Genomic DNA, 19,535 nt, shown 5'->3' on the forward strand with positions numbered 1-19,535 from the left:
AAGCCGCTCGCCGCGCAGGGTTGTCGAAGCCGCTCGCCGCGCAGGGAAGTCGACCGCATCGTGCGACTCAGGAATCGGCGTGGCCGTCCCGTTCGAGCTTCTCGAGCGCGACGGCCCGTCGCATGGTCTCGCGCGCGCGACTGCGGTCGCCCGCGTAGTCGTAGGCGCGCGCGAGCCGATAGGAGTTGCGCCAGTTGTCGGGGTCGGCTTCCCATTCCCGCTTCACGGTCGCGAACAGTTCGTCGGCGGCGTCCCGATCGATCCGCCCCGACGGCATGCGGGGCAGATCGTCGACGTCGAGTTCGAGCCCTTCGTCGTGGATCCGCCCGGCGAGGTGCTGATGCTGCAGGCCGGCTCGAATGGTGGCGTAGACGATCCAGGCACCCACGACGGGGAGGATGAGGATCCCGATTCCCAGACCGATGGCCGCTACCTCGCCGGACCGGATCAGCTCCAGTCCGGTGGAGCCGAGCAGAACGAAGTAGAACCCCAGTGCCACCACGATGAACGCGATGGGCACGAGGACTTTCAGCAGGCCGGTTCTCACAGGTCGAGGAGAGGATCGATTCCGACGGTCAGCCCCGGCCGCTTTCCGATCTCCCGCACGCCGAGCAGCACGCCGGGCGCGAAGGAGGATCGGTCGATCGAGTCGTGCCGGATGGTGAGGGTCTCGCCCTGGGTGCCGAGCAGCACCTCCTGGTGGGCGACGAGTCCGGCGAGACGCACGGAGTGCACTCGGACACCGTCGACGTCGGCGCCACGCGCACCCTCTAGTTCGGTGGTGGTGGCGTCCGGGCTCGGCGCCACCCCGGCCTCGGCACGTGCTTGCGCGATCAGTCGAGCGGTGCGGTAGGCCGTGCCGGACGGGGCGTCGGCCTTGTTCGGGTGGTGCAGCTCGATCACCTCGACCGAATCGAAGAATCGGGCCGCGGCCTGGGCGAAGCGCATCGACAGCACGGCACCGATCGCGAAGTTCGGTGCGATGAGCACGCCCACCTCGGGGCGGTCGGCGAGCCAGCCCCGCACCCGAGCCAGCCGCTCGTCGTCGAAGCCGGTGGTGCCGACCACTGCGTGGATGCCGTTCTCGACGAGGAAGTGCAGGTTGTCCATGACGACGTCGGGATGGGTGAAGTCGACGACCACCTGGGTCTGCGAGCTCACGAAGGCGTCGAGGCTGTCGCCCTTGTCGACGGTGGCGACGAGCGCGAGATCGGGCGCGGCGTCGACGGCGGCGCAGATCGCCTGACCGACCTTGCCGGCAGCACCGAGCACACCCACCCGAACCTGTGTTGCATCCACTTGCGTCGTCACGCCCTTTCGTTGCCGTCTCCCCGGAAATCCTACGCAATCACCTGCGGATGTCCCGAGCGGGTCGAGCGCCGCCCAGCGCTGCGCGCACGGGTGTCCTACCGCCGGGCGCAGAGCGCGTCGAGTCGGAGACCGACCGTCGAACGGATCTCGTCGATCCGCGCCGTCGCCGATCCCGAGGACGCGTGGGCGCGTGTGCCGTGGGTGTGGTCGAACAGCACGCCTTCGAGCAGGCTCACCAGATCCCGCGCCGCCGTCAGCTGAGGACGATTCAGGACACGAGGTCGCGGACCGACGCGGGAAGATCGCGCGTCCGACGGTAGGGACCGGCGACAGCGACCGCGAACGGCCGGCGCAGCAGGTCGGCTGCGACGCTGCGCACCTCCTCGGTGGATACCGACGAAATCCGTTCCAGCGTCTCGGTGATGCTCCAGTGCTGTCCGTAACTCAGCTCGCTGCGGCCGATCCGGTGCATACGCGCGCCGGTGTCCTCGAGTCCGAGAACGAGGCCGCCGCGTAACGATCCCTTGGCGCGAGCGCATTCCGCGTCGGTGATGCCGTGCTCGGCCACATCGGTGAGCACCTCCCGGACCACCGCGGCGACCTCGCCGAGGTTGTCGGGCTGGCAGCCCGCGTACACGGAGAAGGCGCCGGTGTCGGCGAAGGTGTCGGTGCCGGAGTACACCGAGTAGGCAAGACCCCGTTTCTCGCGCACCTCTTGGAACAGCCGCGAACTCAGACCGCCGCCGACGGCGGCATTGAGCACCGACAGCGCCCAGCGGCGGCCGTCGTGCCGGCCGAACGACCGGACACCGAGGGTCAGATGCGCCTGCTCGTTGTCGCGTTCGACGACGCTCATCGCCGGGGTGGTGCGCAGTTCGAGTCGTCCGTCCCGGCAGGGCGCGGGTGCGGCCGCCTCGTCCAGGTGCCCGGCGAAGGCGCGGCGCACCAGTTCGACGGTGTGCGCGTGGTCGACGTTGCCGGCCACCGCGACCACCATCCGCGGCGGCGTGTAACGGCGGACATGGAACGAATGCAGTTGTGTCCGGGTCATGGACTCGATCGACTCGACGGAACCGATGATCGGCCGGCCGATGGGGTGGTCGCCGTACAGCGCGGTGAGCAGCGAGTCGCCGAGCAGGTCCTCGGGATCGTCGTCGCGCATTGCGATCTCCTCGAGCACCACCTGACGTTCCACGTCGACATCCGCACTCAGGCACCGGCCGCGCAGGACGACGTCGGCGACGACGTCGACGGCGATCGGCAGGTCGTCGTCGAGCACGTGCGCGTAGAAGCAGGTGTGTTCCTTGCTGGTGAACGCGTTGAGCTCACCGCCGATCCCGTCCATCGTCTCGGCGATGTCGAGGGCGGTGCGCGTCGGTGTGGCCTTGAACAACAGGTGTTCGAGGAAGTGGGCGGCACCGGCGACCGACGGTTGTTCGTCGCGGGATCCGACACCGACCCACACGCCGACGGCCGCCGAGCGCACTCCCGGGACGTGCTCGGTGACGACCCGTACTCCCCCGGGCAGGACCGAGCGCCGGACGCCGGTGTCCGCGACGGGCGCGGGGGTCGAAGCGTCGTTCTTCACGTGGGAACTGGAAGCCATGGGGATCTTCGGTGGTCCTGACAGGTCGGAGGGCGCGGAACATTTCACAGTACACCGGAGCCCTCCCCCGGCAGCGGGCGCGCACTCACCACCCGCGCCGTTGGGGCTGTGAACCCACGAGCCGGCCCGGGCGTGCCTCCTCCCGGCTGCGGTAGACGATGTACGGCCGGAACAGGTATCCGATCGGCGCGCTGAACGCGTGGACGAGACGCGTGAACGGCCAGATGGCGAACAGCACGAGACCGATCAGGGCGTGCAGCTGAAAGCTGAAGGGTGCCTCCACCATCAGGTCCCCGCGGGGTTGCAGCACCCAGATCGACCTGAACCACGGCGATACCGTCTCCCGGTAGTTGTGCTCCTCGCCGACGACGCCCGATCCCATCAGGGTGGTTGCGAGACCCGCCACGATCGCCGCGACCAGCACGAGATACATGAATTTGTCGTTCACGGTGGTCGCGCTGAAGACGGGCCCCCGGGTACGGCGGCGGTACACGAGCAGGGTGATGCCCACGAGCGTCGAGACTCCGGCGATGGTGCCGAGCAGGATGGCCTGGACGTGATAGGCGTGCTGGCTCAGGCCCACCGCATCGGTCCAGGACTGCGGGATCACCAATCCGATGATGTGCCCGACGATCACGACCAGGATCCCGAAGTGGAACATCGGGCTGGCGATACGCAGCAACCGTGCCTCGTACAGCTGGGACGATCGGGTGGTCCATCCGAACTTGTCGTATCGGTAACGCCACCAGGTGCCCACCACGACGACGGCCAATGTCACGTAGGGCACGATGTCCCAGAAGACCTCTCCTGCGCTCATGATTGCGGGGCTCCTTGTCGCGGGCCGGTCCGGTCGGCCCGGGGCGGCACGGTGAGGGTGAACGGCTGCAGACCGATCGATTCGCGGGGCGGTCCCGCCTGCGCGAGACGCCGGGCCCGTTCTTCGTCCTGACCCGTCACCGGCGGGAGGGTCGTACAGACCGCCGCGACGACCCCTGCGTACGGGGAACCGGCGTCGCGGAGGGAGGCATGCAGCACGTCCAGCGCCACCCGATACCGGGTGAGGAGTTCCTCACCCGCGGCAGCATCCACGTTCGCTGCGAACTCGAGGACCACGGGAAGATGGTCGGGTGACTCGTGGGCGGGCGGCTCGGCCCCCGCGGCACGATACGCACTCGCGAAGGCGTGCATCTCCGCCCCTCGGTTCCGGGTGTCGCCTGCTGTCCAGTAGGTCAGGTACATCGTCGAACGCCGTCGCAGGTCGAAGGTCTCCACGTACTGCTGGGCGACGGAGAGGAGGTTCGGTTCGCCCAGCGCCCGGGCGGCCGCCCTCAAGACGTCCTTCTCCGGACCGGTGACGTGCTCGAGGAGTTGCTCGACGGTGTCGAGCCGTGCGCCGTGCCCTTCGTCGGGATAGGCGAGCAGCAGCGACGCGGCCTGACGGACGAGGCGCCGCTGCAGAGCGCGATCGGACGCCGTGCGCCGTGAACGCAGCAACTTCATCGCGTGTCCCCGTTCCCGTCGCGTCCGTCGGGGAACATCCCGCTCGGCACGCCCTTACCGTCCCAGTTGAGGAGGTTGACCCTCGACGGGTTCGACGCGTTCGCCGCCATCCCTTCACTGGTCTGCCGTTGCGCGAGTGCGTGGAACGTCTCGACCGCCACCGGGACCGGGGCACCGCTGGCCTCACCGAAGGGACCCGATTCGTACATCCCGGGGCCGCCCTCGTAGGACAGCGCACAGTCGGTCGCGGTCTCCTCGAGCCGATGGCCTTCGGCCGCGTAGGCGGTGGGGATGACGTATCGCTCGTCGTACTTGGCGAGCGCGAGGAGCCGGTACATCTCGTAGATCTGCTCCTCGCTCATACCCACCGCCCCGGGTATCTCCGGGCGAGTCTCACGTCCCAGATTGATGTCGCGCATGTACGACCGCATCGCGGCGAGCCGCTGCAGCACGGCCTCGACCGTCGCGGTGTCCCCGGCCGTGAACAGCTCCGCGAGGTAGGCGACGGGAATGCGCAGCGCGTCGAGGGCCCCGAACAGGTTGCCGATGTCCTCGCCGTCGTGCCCCTCACGGCTGACGGCGTCGACGATCGGCGACAGCGGCGGCACGTACCAGACCATCGGCAGGGTCCGGTACTCCGGATGCAGCGGCAAAGCCACTCGGTACGTGCTGATCAGGTCGTACACCGGTGACCTCTGGGCAGCCTCGATCCACTCGTCGGAGATGCCCTCGGCACGGGCACCGGCGATCACCTCGGGGTCCTTCGGATCGAGCAGCACGCTGCGCTGCGCTTCGTACAGGTCGGTGTCGTTCTCCACCGAGGCGGCTTCGAGGACGCGATCGACGTCGTAGAGGACGAGCCCGATGTACCTGAGCCGGCCCACACACGTCTCCGAGCACACTGTCGGCAATCCGACCTCGACCCGCGGATAGCAGAACGTACACTTCTCGGCCTTGCCCGTCTTGTGGTTGAAATACACCTTCTTGTACGGACATCCGGACACACACATCCGCCAGCCCCGGCACCGGTCCTGATCGACGAGCACGATGCCGTCCTCCGACCGCTTGTACATCGCGCCGGAGGGACACGACGCCACGCACGAAGGGTTGAGGCAGTGCTCGCAGATCCGCGGCAGGTAGAACATGAAGGTCTGTTCGAACTCGAGTTTCACGTGCTCGCCGACCTTCTTCAGGATCGGGTCGTCGGGCACGATCGCCGGGGAACCACCGAGGTTGTCGTCCCAGTTCGCCGACCACTCCACCTTCATCGGCTCGCCGGAGATCAGACTGCGCGGCGTCGCCACCGGGATGTGCTCACCGAGTGGGGCATTCGTGAGGTTGTCGTAGTCGTAGGTCCACGGTTCGTAGTAGTCGTCGATCGACGGCATCTTCGGGTTCGAGAAGATACGGGCGAGTTTCGCGAAGCGTCCGCCGTCGCGGAGACGCACACGTCCCTTGGCGTCCCGGATCCACCCGCCCCGCCATCGTTCCTGGTCTTCGTACGTCCGCGGATATCCTTGCCCTGGGCGCGTTTCGACGTTGTTGAACCATACGTACTCGGTGCCCGACCTGTTGGTCCACGCCTGTTTACAGGTCACCGAACAGGTATGGCATCCGATGCACTTGTCGAGGTTCATCACCATCGCCAGCTGTGCCATGACCTTCATGACCGCCTCGCTTCCTGCGCTCCGCCTCGTCCGGTCGCTCGTTCCGTGCGCATCAGTAGACGACCTCCTGCGATCGGCGCCGGACGATCGTCACCTCGTCGCGCTGGTTGCCCGTCGGGCCGAGATAGTTGAATGCGTAGGCCGTCTGCGCGTATCCCCCCGCCAGGTGACTGGGTTTGATGAGGATGCGCGTCAGCGAATTGTGGATACCGCCGCGGGTTCCGGTGGTTTCGGTGCGCGGGACGTCGATGACGCGATCCTGCGCGTGATAGACGAACACCACCCCTTCCGGCATCCGGTGCGAAACGATCGCCCGGCACACCACGACACCGTTGCGGTTGACGGCTTCGACCCAGTCGTTGTCGCTCACCGAGATCTTCGCGGCGTCGGCCGGCGACATCCACATCGTCGGTCCGCCCCGGGACAGCGACAGCATGAACAGGTTGTCCTGGTACTCCGAGTGGATCGACCACTTGGAATGCGGTGTCAGGTATCGCACCGTCAGGCCGATGCCGTCGCCGGTGCCGACGCTCTGTTCTCCGAACAGCCGCGACATGTCGAGCGGAGGGCGGTAGACGGGGAGCTGCTCCCCGAGTTCCTCCAGCCAGTCGTGGTCGAGGTAGAAGTGCATCCGGCCCGTCAACGTGTGGAAGGGTTTGAGTTCCTCGATGTTGACCGTGAAGGGCGCGTACCGCCGACCTCCGGTTTCGCTCCCCGACCATTCGGGGCTCGTGATGACGGGCACGGGACGGGCCTGGGTGTCGGCGTAGGTGATGCGCCGCTCCTCGCTGCCCTCCGCCAGGTGCACGAGTCGGCGCCCGGTGCGCTTCTCGAGTTCGCGGAATCCCTCGACCGCCAGCCTTCCGTTGGACGTACCCGACAGTGCGAGGATCGTGTCGGCCATGCGCTCGGCGGTGTTGATCGCCGGACGGCCCTGTCCGGCACCGGAGTTCATGACACCGAACTTCTGCGCCAGTTCCGTGACCTCCCGGTCCGGCCGGGTGACGACGCCCTTGGTGTTGAGCCCGAGTGTCTCGACGAGCGGACCGAGTGTGGCCCACTTCTCCGCGATCGCACCGTAGTCGCGTTCGACGACGGCGAGCGGGCCCATCGTCTTCCCCGGGACCGGGACTTCGCCGGTCGATCGCCAGTCCCGTTCGGTGCCGGACGGATACGCCATCGCTGCGGGTGTGTCGTGTTGCAGGGTCCCCATCACGATGTCCGTGCGGGTGCCCAGGTGGGTGCGGGCGAGAGCGCTGAACGTCTTCGCGATGGCACCGAAGGCGTCGTAGTCCGAGCGGGTTTCCCAAGGCGGGTCGACCGCCGCGGTGAAGGCGTGGATGTAGGGGTGCATGTCGGTGCTCGACAGATCGCCCTTCTCGTACCACGTGGCGGCGGGCAGGACGACGTCGGAGAACAACGTCGTCGACGTCATCCGGAAGTCGATCGACATGAGCAGGTCGAGTTTTCCTTCGGGCAGGTCCTCGGGCCAGACCACCTCACCCGGACGCAGGTCCGGTGCCGTGGGATCGGCCTGCACGTTCGAATCGGTGCCGAGCAGATGCCGCAGGAAGTACTCGTTGCCCTTGCTGGACGAGCCGAGCAGATTCGACCGCCACACGCTGAGCACCCGGGGCCAGTTGCGCGGGTCGTCCGGGTCGGTCACCGCGAGTTTCAGGTTCCCTTCCGCGAGTTGCTGCGCGACGTGCTCCGGGATCTCCCGGCCCGCCGCGCGCGCCTCGTCGGCGACGTCATGGGGGTTGCGGTCGAACTGGGGATAGAAGGGCGACCAGCCCATCGCCACCGCGGACGCCATGACATCCATCGTGTGCTTGTCGCGGAAACGCCCGCGCCCCAGCGGGCTCGACAACGCGTCGGCGCGATAACCGTCGTAGCGCCATTGGCCGGTATGCACGTACCAGTAGGAAGTGCCGGCCATCTGCCGGGGCGGACGGCTCCAGTCGGTCCCCATCGCCATCGCGGCCCAGCCCGTGACCGGACGGCATTTCTCCTGGCCGACGTAGTGCGCCCACCCTCCTCCGTTGCGGCCCATGGAGCCGGTGAGCATGAGCAGCGCGAGCACTGCGCGATAGGTCGCGTCGCCGTGGAACCACTGGCAGATGCCCGCACCCATGATGATCATCGAACGCCCGCCCGATTCCTCGGCGTTGTGTGCGAACTCCTTCGCGATGCGGATCGCCTGGGCCGCAGAGACTCCGGTGATCGCTTCCTGCCATGCCGGGGTGTACGGGGAGGTCGCGTCGTCGTACCCGCTCGGCCACTGCCCGGGTAGATCGAGTCCCGGCCGGGTCACACCGTACTGCGCGAGCATCAGATCGAAGACGGTGCACACGAGATGCTGCCCGACCCGGCGCACCGGTACGCCACGTTCGATGCTCTCGCCGTGCCCGTCGACGGTGTCGAAGCTGGGCAGATGCACGGACACGGTCTCTCTCGCCGTCCCGCCCGCCGGGGCCACCGTCAGGGTCGGGACGAGGTCGCCCAGTTCGAGATTCCACTTCCCCACCCCGTCGTCGCCGTAGCGGAAGCCGAGAGATCCCGGGGGTGCGACCACCGTGTCGGTCGCCCCGTCGACGAAGACCGGTTTGAACGCGGCGTTCTCGACACTGTGCCCGAGGTCGGCGGCGGTGAGGTTCTTGCCCGGCACGAGCTTTCCGTCCCGTTCCTCGAGCCGCACCAGGAACGGCAGGTCGGTATACCGGCGGACGTAGTCGACGAAGAACGGAACCCGCTGCCGCACATAGAATTCGTTCAGTAGCACGTGTCCCATCGCCATCGCCAGGGCACCGTCGGTACCTGCCGCGCACGGCATCCACTCGTCGGCGAACTTGGTGTTGTCGGCGTAGTCGGGGCTCACCGAGACGACCTTGGTGCCCCGGTAGCGGACCTCGGTCATCCAGTGCGCGTCCGGGGTGCGGGTGACCGGCACGTTCGAACCCCACATCATCAGGTAGGAGGCATCCCACCAGTCCCCCGACTCCGGCACGTCGGTCTGGTCGCCGAAGACCTGCGGCGACGCCACCGGCAGGTCGGCGTACCAGTCGTAGAACGAGGTCATCACGCCGCCGAGCAGTTCGATGAACCGCGAACCGGCAGCGAACGAGACCATCGACATGGCGGGGATCGGCGAGAACCCGGCCACCCGGTCGGGGCCGTACTCCTTGATGGTGTGGACGTGGGCCGCGGCGATCATCTCGGTGGCCTCGGCCCACGTGACCCGCACCAGCCCACCCTTGCCGCGGGCGCGCTGATAGCGTCGGCGGCGCTCCGGATCGTTCTGGATGTCGGCCCATGCGAGCACCGGATCGCCGAGGCGCTGCCTGGCCTCCCGGTACATCTCGACGAGCAGGCCCCGCGCGTACGGATACCGTACGCGCGTCGGCGAGTAGGTGTACCACGAGAAGGCCGCGCCGCGCGGGCATCCGCGAGGCTCGTACTCGGGACGGTCGGGACCGACTGTCGGATAATCGGTTTCCTGGGTCTCCCAGGTGATGATGCCGTCCTTGACGTAGATCTTCCACGAGCACGAGCCGGTGCAGTTCACCCCGTGGGTGGACCGCACGACCTTGTCGTGACTCCACCGGTCGCGGTAGAAGATGTCACCTTCCCGGCCACCTTGCCGGGTGACCGTGCGCGTGTCGTCGGATTCCTTGCCGGAGGTGAAGAAACGTCCGCTCCGCACGAGCACCTCTTCGATGCGGCCTCCGATCCCTGCGGTGTCGGTCACGGCATCTCCTTACGAACCTCGGTGTCACGGTCCTGTCGTGTCGCGGATCCTCCGGCCGGTGGGGGTGGCGACTCGTGGGCTCGTAGCCGGAATGCGGTGTACAGCAGGCATACCAGAGCGGTGGCGGCGAGCAGGAGCAGACCGAACGTGTAGTCGTTGCCCTCCGCGTCGTAGGTTGCCCCCATCACCAGCGGCGGGAAGTACCCCCCGAGGCCGCCCGCCGCGGCGACGATCCCGGTGACGCTGCCTACAGCGTGCGCGGGTGCGCGACGTGCCACCCAGGCGAAGACGCCACCGGTGCCGACGCCGAGGAAAATCGCCATCGTGATGAAGGTGACCGCCGACCACAGGTCCGGCGGGGGTTGCAGGGTGGCGATCACCGCCATCACCGCGGTCCCGCCGAACGAGGCGAGGACGACGTATTTCGGGGGTATCCGGTCGGACAGCGCCCCGCCCACCGGTCGGGCGAGAACCGCGGCGAGCGCGAAACCTGCAGTGCGCGTTCCGGCGTCGACGGCGGAGAAGCCGTAGATCGTCTTGATGTAGGTGGGCAGGTAGTTGCTGAATGCCACGAACCCGCCGAAGACGACGGCATAGAGGAACGACATCTCCCAGGTCACCCGCAGTTTCGCTGCGGCCCTCAGCTTGGGGAGCACCGGATCGGTGTTGGGCCGGAAGTCGGGGGCATTGCGCATCACCAGAATGCACACCCCTGCGGTCACGGCCAGAGCTGCCGCCACGATGATGTGTGTGGGAACCAGACCGAACCAGTTCACGAAACGGGGAGTGAAGAAGGCCGACAGTGCCGTTCCCACCATCCCGGCACCGAACACACCGGTGGCGAACCCCCGGCGGGCGGGTTCGTACCAGTTGTTGGCGAAAGGTATGCCGACGGCGAAGACCGTGCCGGCGATACCGAGGAAGAATCCACAGACCAGAAGCAACGGATAGGACCCGGCTTCGGCGGCGAACCCGACAGCCAGGACCGGAACGATGGAGAGCAGCGAGACGGCGATGAACATCGCCCGTCCGCCGTATCTGTCCGTCATCGCCCCGACCGCGATGCGACCGATCGATCCCACGAGGATCGGTGTGGCCACCAGCATGGACGCTTCGGTGCTGCTGAGCGACATGTCTGTGGCGTAGGTGGTCGACAGCGGCCCGATCATGTTCCAGGCCCAGAAATTGATCGCCGAGACCCAGGTCGCCAACGCGAGGTTCGCACCCTGCGACCGTCCGAGACCTGTGGAAGTGTCCGTGCTCACACTCCCAGGGAACCATTCCCGGTAGCGAGGCGGACGCACTTCGCCAGATCCTCACCTTCGCGACGTCCGGTCGTTGCGTTCGGGTAACCGATGTCGCCGGAAACGACGCACCCGTGGTGCCCGAACGAATTCGGGCACCACGGGTGCCGTGTCACGCGCCTACCGGATACCGGTGGGCAGGTGGGTGTCGATCAGGACTCGGCGGACTCGCCGGTCGCAGCGGCCTCGGCCGACTCGTCCTCGACGGGGACGAGGCTGATCTTGCCGCGGTTGTCGATATCGGCGATCTCGACACGGATCTTCGAGCCGACGTTCACGACGTCCTCGACCTTGGCGATGCGCTTGCCGTTGCCCAGCTTGCTGATGTGCACCAGTCCGTCGCGGCCGGGAAGCAGGGACACGAACGCACCGAACGCCGTGGTCTTGACCACGGTGCCGAGGAAGCGCTCGCCGACCTTCGGCAGCTGCGGGTTGGCGATGGCGTTGATCTTGTCGATCGCGGCCTGCGCGGACGGACCGTCCGCTGCACCGACGTAGACGGTGCCGTCATCTTCGATGGAGATGTTGGCGCCGGTCTCCTCGGTGATCGAGTTGATCATCTTGCCCTTGGGGCCGATGACCTCACCGATCTTGTCCACCGGAACCTTGATGGTGGTGATGCGCGGAGCGAACGGGCTCATCTCGTCCGGAGCGTCGATCGCCTCGGCCATGACCTCGAGGATCGTGGCGCGGGCGTCGTGGGCCTGCGAGAGCGCACCCGCGAGCACCTGCGAGGGGATGCCGTCGAGCTTGGTGTCGAGCTGCAGGGCCGTGACGAAGTCCTTGGTGCCGGCGACCTTGAAGTCCATGTCGCCGAAGGCGTCCTCCGCACCGAGGATGTCGGTGAGGGCGACGTACCGGGTCTCGCGGGAACCGTCCTCGAGCTCGATCTCGTCGGAGACCAGGCCCATCGCGATGCCTGCGACGGGAGCCTTGAGCGGCACACCGGCGTTGAGCATCGACAGGGTCGAGGCGCACACCGAACCCATCGAGGTCGAACCGTTGGAGCTCAGGGCCTCGGACACCTGACGGATCGCGTAGGGGAACTCCTCCTGGCTCGGGAGCACCGGCATCAGGGCACGCTCGGCGAGCGCACCGTGGCCGATCTCGCGACGCTTCGGGGAGCCCACACGACCCGTCTCACCGGTGGAGTACGGCGGGAAGTTGTAGTGGTGCATGTAGCGCTTGCTGGTCTCGGGGCCCAGCGAGTCGACCTGCTGCGCCATCTTCACCATGTCGAGAGTGGTCACACCCATGATCTGGGTCTCGCCACGCTCGAACAGCGCCGAACCGTGAGCGCGCGGCACCACGGCGACCTCCGCCGAGAGCGCGCGGATGTCGGTGACCCCGCGGCCGTCGATGCGGAACTGGTCGCGCAGGATGCGCTGACGCACGAGCTTCTTGGTGAGCGAGCGGAAGGCCGCGCCGATCTCCTTCTCGCGACCCTCGAAGTTCGGGGCGACCTGCTCGAGAACCTCGACCTTGATCTCGTCGGTGCGGTCGTCGCGATCCTGCTTGCCGGCGATGGTGAGCGCCTCGGCGAGCTTCTCCGACGCTGCGGCCTCGACCGCGGCGTACACGTCGTCCTGGTAGGCCGGGAACAGCGGGAAATCGCCGGTCGGCTTTGCGGAGGCGGCGGCGAGCTGCTGCTGTGCGACGCACAGGCGGGCGATGAACGGCTTGGCAGCCTCGAGGCCCTCGGCGACGATCGTCTCGGTCGGTGCCTGCGCACCACCCTCGACGAGCGCGATGACGTTCTCGGTTGCCTCGGCCTCGACCATCATGATCGCGACGTCGGCGGTGTCCGGGTTGTCGGCTCCGCCGACGATCCGGCCGGCGACGACCATGTCGAAGACGGCGTTCTCGAGCTGCTCGACGGTCGGGAACGCGACCCACTGGCCCGACTTGTTGTCGTCGGAGGTGATCAGCGCGACGCGCACGCCGCCGACGGGGCCGGAGAACGGCAGGCCCGCGAGCTGGGTGGACGCGGATGCGGCGTTGATCGCGACGACGTCGTAGAGGTCGTTCGGGTTCAGGCTCAGAACCGTGACGACGACCTGGATCTCGTTGCGCAGTCCGTCGACGAAGGACGGGCGCAGCGGCCGGTCGATCAGACGACAGGTGAGGATCGCGTCGGTGGAGGGGCGTCCCTCACGACGGAAGAACGAGCCGGGGATGCGACCCGCGGCGTACATGCGCTCTTCGACGTCGACCGTCAGCGGAAAGAAATCGAAATGCTCTTTGGGCTGCTTCGACGCACTGGTGGCGGAGAGCAGCATGGTCTCGTCGTCGAGATAGGCGACGACCGAACCGGCGGCCTGGCGAGCGAGGCGGCCGGTCTCGAAACGGATGGTGCGGGTGCCGTAGGCACCGTTGTCGAGCGTCGCGGTGGTCTCGTAGACCCCTTCGTCGATCTCGACTGCGGTAGTGCTTGTCATCTGTATGTCTTCTCTTCCCTCTTCGTCTTCGCCGTACCCGCGCGGGCGCCGCGACCCCCGTGGCCGCGGCTGCGCACCGACTCACGGAGGCGGTCGTCGATCGAAACCCTCCGGCGGATTCGGGATACGACACCCGACGGGACCGGAAGGTCACTACCGAGGACCGACACCGTCGGTGCATACGGATCATCGCCTCTGGAGGCGATGGAAGTCGCCGGCCGAACCGGCACAAACACCGGCAGCCAACGAGGCCCAGTGTAGTGGGTACCCCGTCGGCTGCCGGAAAAGATCAGCGAATGCAGATCAGGTCGTGTCGTGTCCGCGTCAGCGACGCAGACCCAGACGCTGGATGAGCGAGCGGTAACGCTCGACGTCGACCTTCTCGACGTACTTCAGCAGGCGGCGACGACGACCGACCAGCAGCAGCAGGCCGCGGCGGGAGTGGTGGTCGTGCTTGTGCTGCTTGAGGTGCTCGGTGAGGTCCACAATGCGCTTGGTGAGCAGTGCCACCTGCGCCTCGGGGGAACCGGTGTCGGTCTCGTGGAGGCCGTACTCGCCGAGGATCTGCTTCTTCTGTTCGGTGGTCAGAGCCACTGGGTCACTCCTGTACAACTGACGTCCGCGTGACGGAAGACGGACGAAGTCCGCCCGGTACGGCCACCGCGAACCGCAGCACGCACCGACGGACCAGCCTATCAGAGACGGTTGCGGCCACCGAACCACGATCGAGCTCGACGTTCGCCGTGGTGGCCCATACCCGCTCTCTTCACTTGCCTGCTCTGCTCACGGCGGCCGACACCTCGGCGAAGCCCTCGTCGAGCAACTCGACGTAGCGGTCGATGTCCCGATCGGGATGGGCATCGTCGCGGGCCGGGGCCATGACGGTGACCGCGAAGGCGTCCCCCGCCCGGGCGAAGGTGTGCATGAAGTCGACACGCGGCACGAGGGCCTGCACCCCCGCGATGAACTTCAGGTGCCCCCACGGCACGGTCCACCGCACGTCCGCGCCGCAGTTGACGCTGCTGAGTGCCGTCGCAACGCCCGGCACCGTGCCGGACGCGAGGGCGTGGGCGAGGGCACGCGCGACGCGCCGGTAGACCGGATACGGCGTGGCCCCGGTCCGGTGCATCGCGTCGATGCTCCCGGACGAGTCGACACGTGCCCGTTCGCGGGCGAGCGAGTCGGCGATCGTCGCGGCGCGCTGCGCCGGTTCTGGGATCTCCACATGCAGGGGCACCAGCCCGCCCGCGACGCGGTTGACCCCGAGTCCCGCCGCCGATTCACCGAGCGCCACGGGAACCGCTGCGTACTCCGAGGGCAGGGCCTGTCCGCGCTCGCGGTAGTAGCGCTCCATCGCGAGCGACACCGCCGTCAATCCGAGGGCGGTCACCGTCCACGATCGTCCGGCCAGCGCCGACAGATCGGGACGCAGGATGCGAATGACCCGGCGGCTCGTCTGCGGGACGGATCCGTCCGGTGCGCTGTCCGATCCGAGCATGCCGGGCAACGGGTCCTGCGGGTGACGGCGAGCCTCCAGGTTGGCCCGCACGAGACCGACGAGCGCGAGAACCGGCCAGATCACGAGTCGGAGGATGCCGTGCAGTGTGGCCGCGACCGGGTGCGTGGTGTCCGCGGGCGGCGCGAGGCCGTCGACCTCCAGCGGCCGGTCGGCCTCTCCGAACAGGGCTTCGAGAAGCCCGCGCGCGGAAGAACCGACGAGCATGGCATGGCTCGCCTGGATCGCCGCCACCGTGACGGTCGCGCCGGCCTCGTCCGGATCGGGAACGCCCGGGAAGACGTGCACCTGCCACGGGCACCGCCCTGCATCGACCCCGTCGGCGGACAGCCGCGCCACGGACTCCAGCCAGTCCTCGAAGGTGGAACTACGTGTCTCGTGGACAGTGACCACTTCGTCGACGGTGAGGTCCGTCTTCACCCAGTAGGGATAGTCCAGCGACCCCGGGGCGTCGGCGATCCTGCGTGCCAGGGCGCTGACCAGATGCATCCGGGAGTCGAAGAACGAGAGAACGGACTCGCGGTCCGGGGTGCGTCCTCGATCCTCCGCGAACACCGCGAACGACCACCAATCGGTGGGTCTTCCCGGAATCGACTGAAAGTAGTTACCCGCATCGACCCACGAAAGGCGCGCGGACCTCCACTCTCGAAAAAGCATGTAGCCGATTGTGACCGTAAACAAGCGGTTCTTGGTACCGAACTCGCAGTTTCATCCGTTCGAACGACACGAGTGTCGCTACGGGGCGTTCATGAGAACCTGTCGTGCGCGTTCGGCGTCGCGATGCATCGCGGAGATCAACGCTTCCACGGAATCGAACTTCTCCATGCCCCGCAGCCGCTCGACGAAATCGACCGCCACGTGCTGGCCGTACAGGTCGGCCTTCTCGTCGAGGACGAACGCCTCCACCGTGCGCTTGCGCCCGGAGAAGGTCGGATTGGTGCCCACCGAGACGGCCGCGAGGTAGCGCTGATCGGCGGTCAGCCCCTCGACGGGTGAACCGGGGTCGAGCACCGTGAACCAGGCCGCATACACGCCGTCGGCGGGGATCGCCGCGTAGATCGGGGGTGCAACGTTGGCAGTCGGGAAGCCGAGACCGCGGCCGCGCCCGTCGCCGTGCACGACGACACCTTCGACCCGATGCGGGCGCCCCAGTGCGTCCGCAGCCGCGGCGACGTCGCCGGCGTCGACGCACGAACGGATGTACGTCGACGAGAACGTCACGGCGTGCTCGGCGACCAGCGTGAGCCCCTGTACCGCGAACCCGAAACGCTCGCCGATCGAGCGCAGCATGTCGACGGTGCCGGCCGCCTTCTTCCCGAAGGTGAAGTTCTCCCCCACGACGACCTCGGCCACGTGCAGTCGCTCGACGAGGATCTCGTGGGCGTACCGCTCCGGCGAGAGCTTCATGAACTCCGGGGTGAACGGCATGACGCAGAAGACGTCGATGCCGAGTTCCTCGGCGAGTTCGGCGCGTCGCGCCAGGGTGGTCAGCTGCGCGGGATGACTACCCGGGCGGACCACTTCCATCGGGTGGGGGTCGAAGGTCATGAGCACGGCGGCCACGCCGCGCGCGCGGGCCGCTTCCACGGCACGCGCTATGAGCTGCTGATGGCCGCGGTGTACGCCGTCGAACACACCGATCGTGAGTACACACCGACCCCAGTCCGCAGGAATTTCGTCCAGACCTCGCCATCTCTGCACATCGGCAGCCTACGGCGCGTACGCGGGCGGAGCACGTTCGGCTGTGCCACGGCGTGGCCGCGTGACGTTGACGGTCGTGCGAATGCATAATTTCGGTGTGCCGAACTTTTCGTCGACAGCCCTCAGAACACGCTCCGGACGTTCCCACGCCGGCCGCGTGGTCGCCGCACTCGCAGCCACCGCCTGTGCCGCCACCCTCACGGCGTGCTCGACCACCGATTCCGCCGACGACCGCCCCCTGGTCCTCACCACCTTCACGGTGCTCGCCGACATGACGCGCAACATCGCCGGTGAACACGTACGGGTGGAATCCATCACCAAGCCCGGCGCGGAGGTCCACGGCTACGAGCCCACACCGGGGGACCTGCGGTTCGCGACCGACGCCGAACTGATCCTCGACAACGGACTCGGTCTCGAACGGTGGTTCGAGCAGTTCGTCACCGACGTCGACGCCGAGCACGTCGTCGTGAGCGAAGGTGTGGATCCGCTGCCCATCGGTGAGGGCGCGGTGACGGGACCGTACAACCCCCATGCCTGGATGTCCCCTCTCGCCGCCCGCATCTACGTCGACAACATCGCCACGGCACTGACCGATCTCGCTCCCGAGCACTCGGGCGACTTCGCGGCCCGCGCCGAGGCGTACAAGGCCGAACTCGACAGTCTCCACGCCGAACTCGTCACCGCCCTCGACGATGTCCCCGCGAATCGGCGCGCACTGGTCACCTGCGAGGGGGCGTTCAGTTATCTCGCCCGCGACGCCGGACTGCAGGAGGCCTATCTGTGGCCGGTGAACTCGGATCAGCAGGGCACTCCCCAGCAGATCGCCCGCACCGTCGATTTCGTGCGCACCAACGAGGTCCCGGCGGTGTTCTGCGAGTCGACCGTCTCGGACAAGGCGCAACGGCAGGTCGCGGCCGACACCGGAACCGACTTCGGCGGGATCCTCTACGTCGACTCGCTGTCCGAGGCGGACGGCCCCGTGCCCACCTACCTCGATCTGCTCCGACACGACATCGACGTCATCACGACAGGACTGGGCTCATGACCTCGACACTCGACGCATCCGCGCTGTTCGTCGACGAATTGACGGTGCGCTACGACACCGTCCTGGCCCTGCAGGACGTCACTCTGAAGCTCGCACCCGGCCGCGTGTGCGGACTCGTGGGCACGAACGGCTCGGGCAAGTCGACGCTGTTCAAGACCATCATGGGTCTGGTGCGGCCCACCTCGGGCCGTGTCACCATCGGCGGGGCCACCACCACCGCGGCGCGGCGCCGCACGCAGGTCGCCTACGTGCCGCAGTCCGAAGCGGTCGATTGGCACTTCCCGATCGGCGTGCGCGACGTGGTCATGACGGGCCGGTACGGCCACCAGGGCTTCCTGCGCCGCCCGCGCCCCACCGACCACGATGCCGTCGACGCTGCACTCGAACGCGTGGGCATGACCGCGCTCTCCGGCCGGCAGATCGGGAAACTCTCGGGTGGCCAGCGCAAACGTGTCTTCGTGGCACGGGCGATCGCGCAGGGCTCACCGCTGCTGTTGCTCGACGAGCCGTTCGCGGGGGTCGACGCGACGACCGAGCACGCACTGACCGCCGTCATCCGGGAACTGGCCGCGAGCGGCCACGCGATCCTCGTGGCCACCCATGATCTCGCGGGTCTGACGCAGCTGTGCGACGAGGCGGTGCTGCTGCAGCGCCGCGTCCTCGTCCACGGCACCCCCGAGGAGGTTCTCCGCCCGGAGAACCTCGCACGCGCCTTCGGCGCTCCCCCACCGGCAAACGATGGACGGACGGAGTCCTGCACACAAGAGGCCCACACACACAGGAGGCCGGACGATGATCGACGTGCTCATCGAACCCCTGCAGTACGGCTTCATGCAGCGCGCACTGCTCGTGGCCGTCGCCGCGACCGTCGTGTGTGCCCTGCTCAGTTGCTGGCTCGTGCTCATCGGTTGGTCGCTGATGGGCGACGCGGTCTCGCATGCCGTGCTGCCCGGCGTCGTGCTCGCCTACCTGGTAGGAGTGCCGTTCGCGCTCGGAGCGCTGGTCTTCGCAGGGATCGCCGTGGCATTGATCTGGCTCGTCCGCGGAACGAGCCGCGTGAAGGAGGACGCCACCATCGGCATCGTCTTCACGACGCTGTTCGCCCTCGGCGTGGTGCTGATCTCGAAGAACCCGAGCCAGATCGACCTGCACCACGTGCTGTTCGGGAACCTGCTCGGGCTCGCCACAGGCGACGTCTGGCAGGTCTCGATCCTGGCGGCCGTCGTCCTGGCCGTGCTCGTCGCGAAGCGCCGCGATCTGACGCTGTTCGCCTTCGACCGCGTCCAGGCACACACGCTCGGCCTGTCCCCCGCCGCGTTGTCGGCACTGCTGCTGTCGCTGCTGGCGGTGACCATCGTCAGCGCGCTGCAGGCGGTCGGCGTGATCCTGGTCGTCGCGATGCTCATCATTCCGGGCGCGACGGCATATCTGCTCACCGACCGGATGGCCCGGATGCTGGTGATCGCGCCGGTGCTCGCCGTCATCGCCTCGGTGGTCGGTGTGTACACCAGCTACTACACCGACGCCGCGACGGGCGGCGTGGTGGTGCTCGCCCAGGCCGTGGTCTTCACCCTCGCGTACCTGTTCGCCCCGCGGCAGGGCGTCGTCACCCGATTCGTGACGCGCCGCCGCGCCCCGGAGAGCGTAAAGACGAGCGAGCCGACCGAGAACGTGATTCCCCGGTGACGGTTACCTAAGC

15 protein-coding genes and 1 pseudogene are annotated in these 19,535 nt (G+C 67.7%); 3 read left to right on the forward strand and 13 right to left on the reverse strand.

Annotated elements, in window-relative coordinates; genetic code table 11:
* Positions 1–67: 67 nt before the first annotated feature.
* From GON09_RS08065 to GON09_RS08125, 13 genes are all read right to left on the reverse strand, one after another.
* Entirely contained in the window at positions 68–547 is a 480-nt protein-coding gene (locus GON09_RS08065) for a hypothetical protein (RefSeq protein ID WP_213931350.1), read from the reverse strand.
* A complete protein-coding gene (gene dapB, locus GON09_RS08070) occupies positions 544–1,278 on the reverse strand; it encodes a 4-hydroxy-tetrahydrodipicolinate reductase (protein WP_213934347.1) in 735 nt (244 codons plus the stop codon). Before dapB ends, GON09_RS08065 begins: the two co-directional genes overlap by 4 nt.
* A gap of 128 nt (positions 1,279–1,406) precedes the next feature.
* Positions 1,407–1,547, reverse strand: coding sequence for a hypothetical protein (locus tag GON09_RS08075; RefSeq protein ID WP_244865441.1), 141 nt, complete (start codon positions 1,545–1,547; stop codon positions 1,407–1,409).
* A 32-nt stretch (positions 1,548–1,579) separates the two neighbouring features.
* Complete coding sequence (locus tag GON09_RS08080; RefSeq protein WP_213931351.1) at positions 1,580–2,917, reverse strand: M16 family metallopeptidase; 1,338 nt, start codon at positions 2,915–2,917, stop codon at positions 1,580–1,582.
* Between the two features lie 85 nt (positions 2,918–3,002).
* Entirely contained in the window at positions 3,003–3,734 is a 732-nt protein-coding gene (narI, locus tag GON09_RS08085; RefSeq protein WP_213931352.1) for a respiratory nitrate reductase subunit gamma, read from the reverse strand.
* Positions 3,731–4,417: a nitrate reductase molybdenum cofactor assembly chaperone gene (gene narJ / locus GON09_RS08090; RefSeq protein WP_213931353.1), complete on the reverse strand. Its 687-nt coding sequence runs from the start codon at positions 4,415–4,417 to the stop codon at positions 3,731–3,733. Before narJ ends, narI begins: the two co-directional genes overlap by 4 nt.
* Positions 4,414–6,084: a nitrate reductase subunit beta gene (gene narH / locus GON09_RS08095; protein WP_213931354.1), complete on the reverse strand. Its 1,671-nt coding sequence runs from the start codon at positions 6,082–6,084 to the stop codon at positions 4,414–4,416. Before narH ends, narJ begins: the two co-directional genes overlap by 4 nt.
* Before the next feature lie 52 nt (positions 6,085–6,136).
* Positions 6,137–9,832, reverse strand: coding sequence for a nitrate reductase subunit alpha (locus tag GON09_RS08100; protein WP_213931355.1), 3,696 nt, complete (start codon positions 9,830–9,832; stop codon positions 6,137–6,139).
* Positions 9,829–11,097, reverse strand: coding sequence for a nitrate/nitrite transporter (locus GON09_RS08105; protein ID WP_213931356.1), 1,269 nt, complete (start codon positions 11,095–11,097; stop codon positions 9,829–9,831). The genes GON09_RS08100 and GON09_RS08105 overlap by 4 nt, the downstream gene beginning before the upstream one ends.
* 191 nt (positions 11,098–11,288) lie before the next feature.
* Entirely contained in the window at positions 11,289–13,574 is a 2,286-nt protein-coding gene (locus tag GON09_RS08110; protein ID WP_213931357.1) for a polyribonucleotide nucleotidyltransferase, read from the reverse strand.
* A 324-nt stretch (positions 13,575–13,898) separates the two neighbouring features.
* Entirely contained in the window at positions 13,899–14,168 is a 270-nt protein-coding gene (gene rpsO, locus GON09_RS08115) for a 30S ribosomal protein S15 (RefSeq protein WP_006551263.1), read from the reverse strand.
* 172 nt (positions 14,169–14,340) lie between these two features.
* The gene (locus tag GON09_RS08120; RefSeq protein WP_213931358.1) at positions 14,341–15,747 is read right to left on the reverse strand and encodes a wax ester/triacylglycerol synthase domain-containing protein; all 1,407 of its coding nucleotides are present in this window, start codon (positions 15,745–15,747) and stop codon (positions 14,341–14,343) included.
* Between the two features lie 78 nt (positions 15,748–15,825).
* Positions 15,826–16,791 (reverse strand): bifunctional riboflavin kinase/FAD synthetase, encoded by a 966-nt coding sequence (locus GON09_RS08125; RefSeq protein WP_213931359.1) that lies wholly within the window; start codon positions 16,789–16,791, stop codon positions 15,826–15,828.
* 157 nt (positions 16,792–16,948) lie between these two features.
* Here GON09_RS08125 and GON09_RS08130 point away from each other — a divergent pair, with 157 nt between their 5' ends.
* The 3 genes and pseudogenes from GON09_RS08130 (at position 16,949) to GON09_RS08140 (ending at position 19,522) form a co-directional block, all read left to right on the forward strand.
* On the forward strand, positions 16,949–17,836 hold the full coding sequence (locus GON09_RS08130) for a metal ABC transporter substrate-binding protein (RefSeq protein ID WP_213931360.1): 888 nt from the start codon (positions 16,949–16,951) through the stop codon (positions 17,834–17,836).
* Positions 17,833–18,632: pseudogene (locus GON09_RS08135) on the forward strand (metal ABC transporter ATP-binding protein). The gene GON09_RS08130 and the pseudogene GON09_RS08135 overlap by 4 nt, the downstream one beginning before the upstream one ends.
* The gene (locus GON09_RS08140; RefSeq protein WP_213931361.1) at positions 18,629–19,522 is read left to right on the forward strand and encodes a metal ABC transporter permease; all 894 of its coding nucleotides are present in this window, start codon (positions 18,629–18,631) and stop codon (positions 19,520–19,522) included. The pseudogene GON09_RS08135 and the gene GON09_RS08140 overlap by 4 nt, the downstream one beginning before the upstream one ends.
* The last annotated feature ends 13 nt before the right edge of the window (positions 19,523–19,535 follow it).

Source organism: Rhodococcus sp. B50, from assembly GCF_013602415.1.
In the GTDB taxonomy this organism is placed as follows: Bacteria; Actinomycetota; Actinomycetes; order Mycobacteriales; family Mycobacteriaceae; genus Rhodococcus.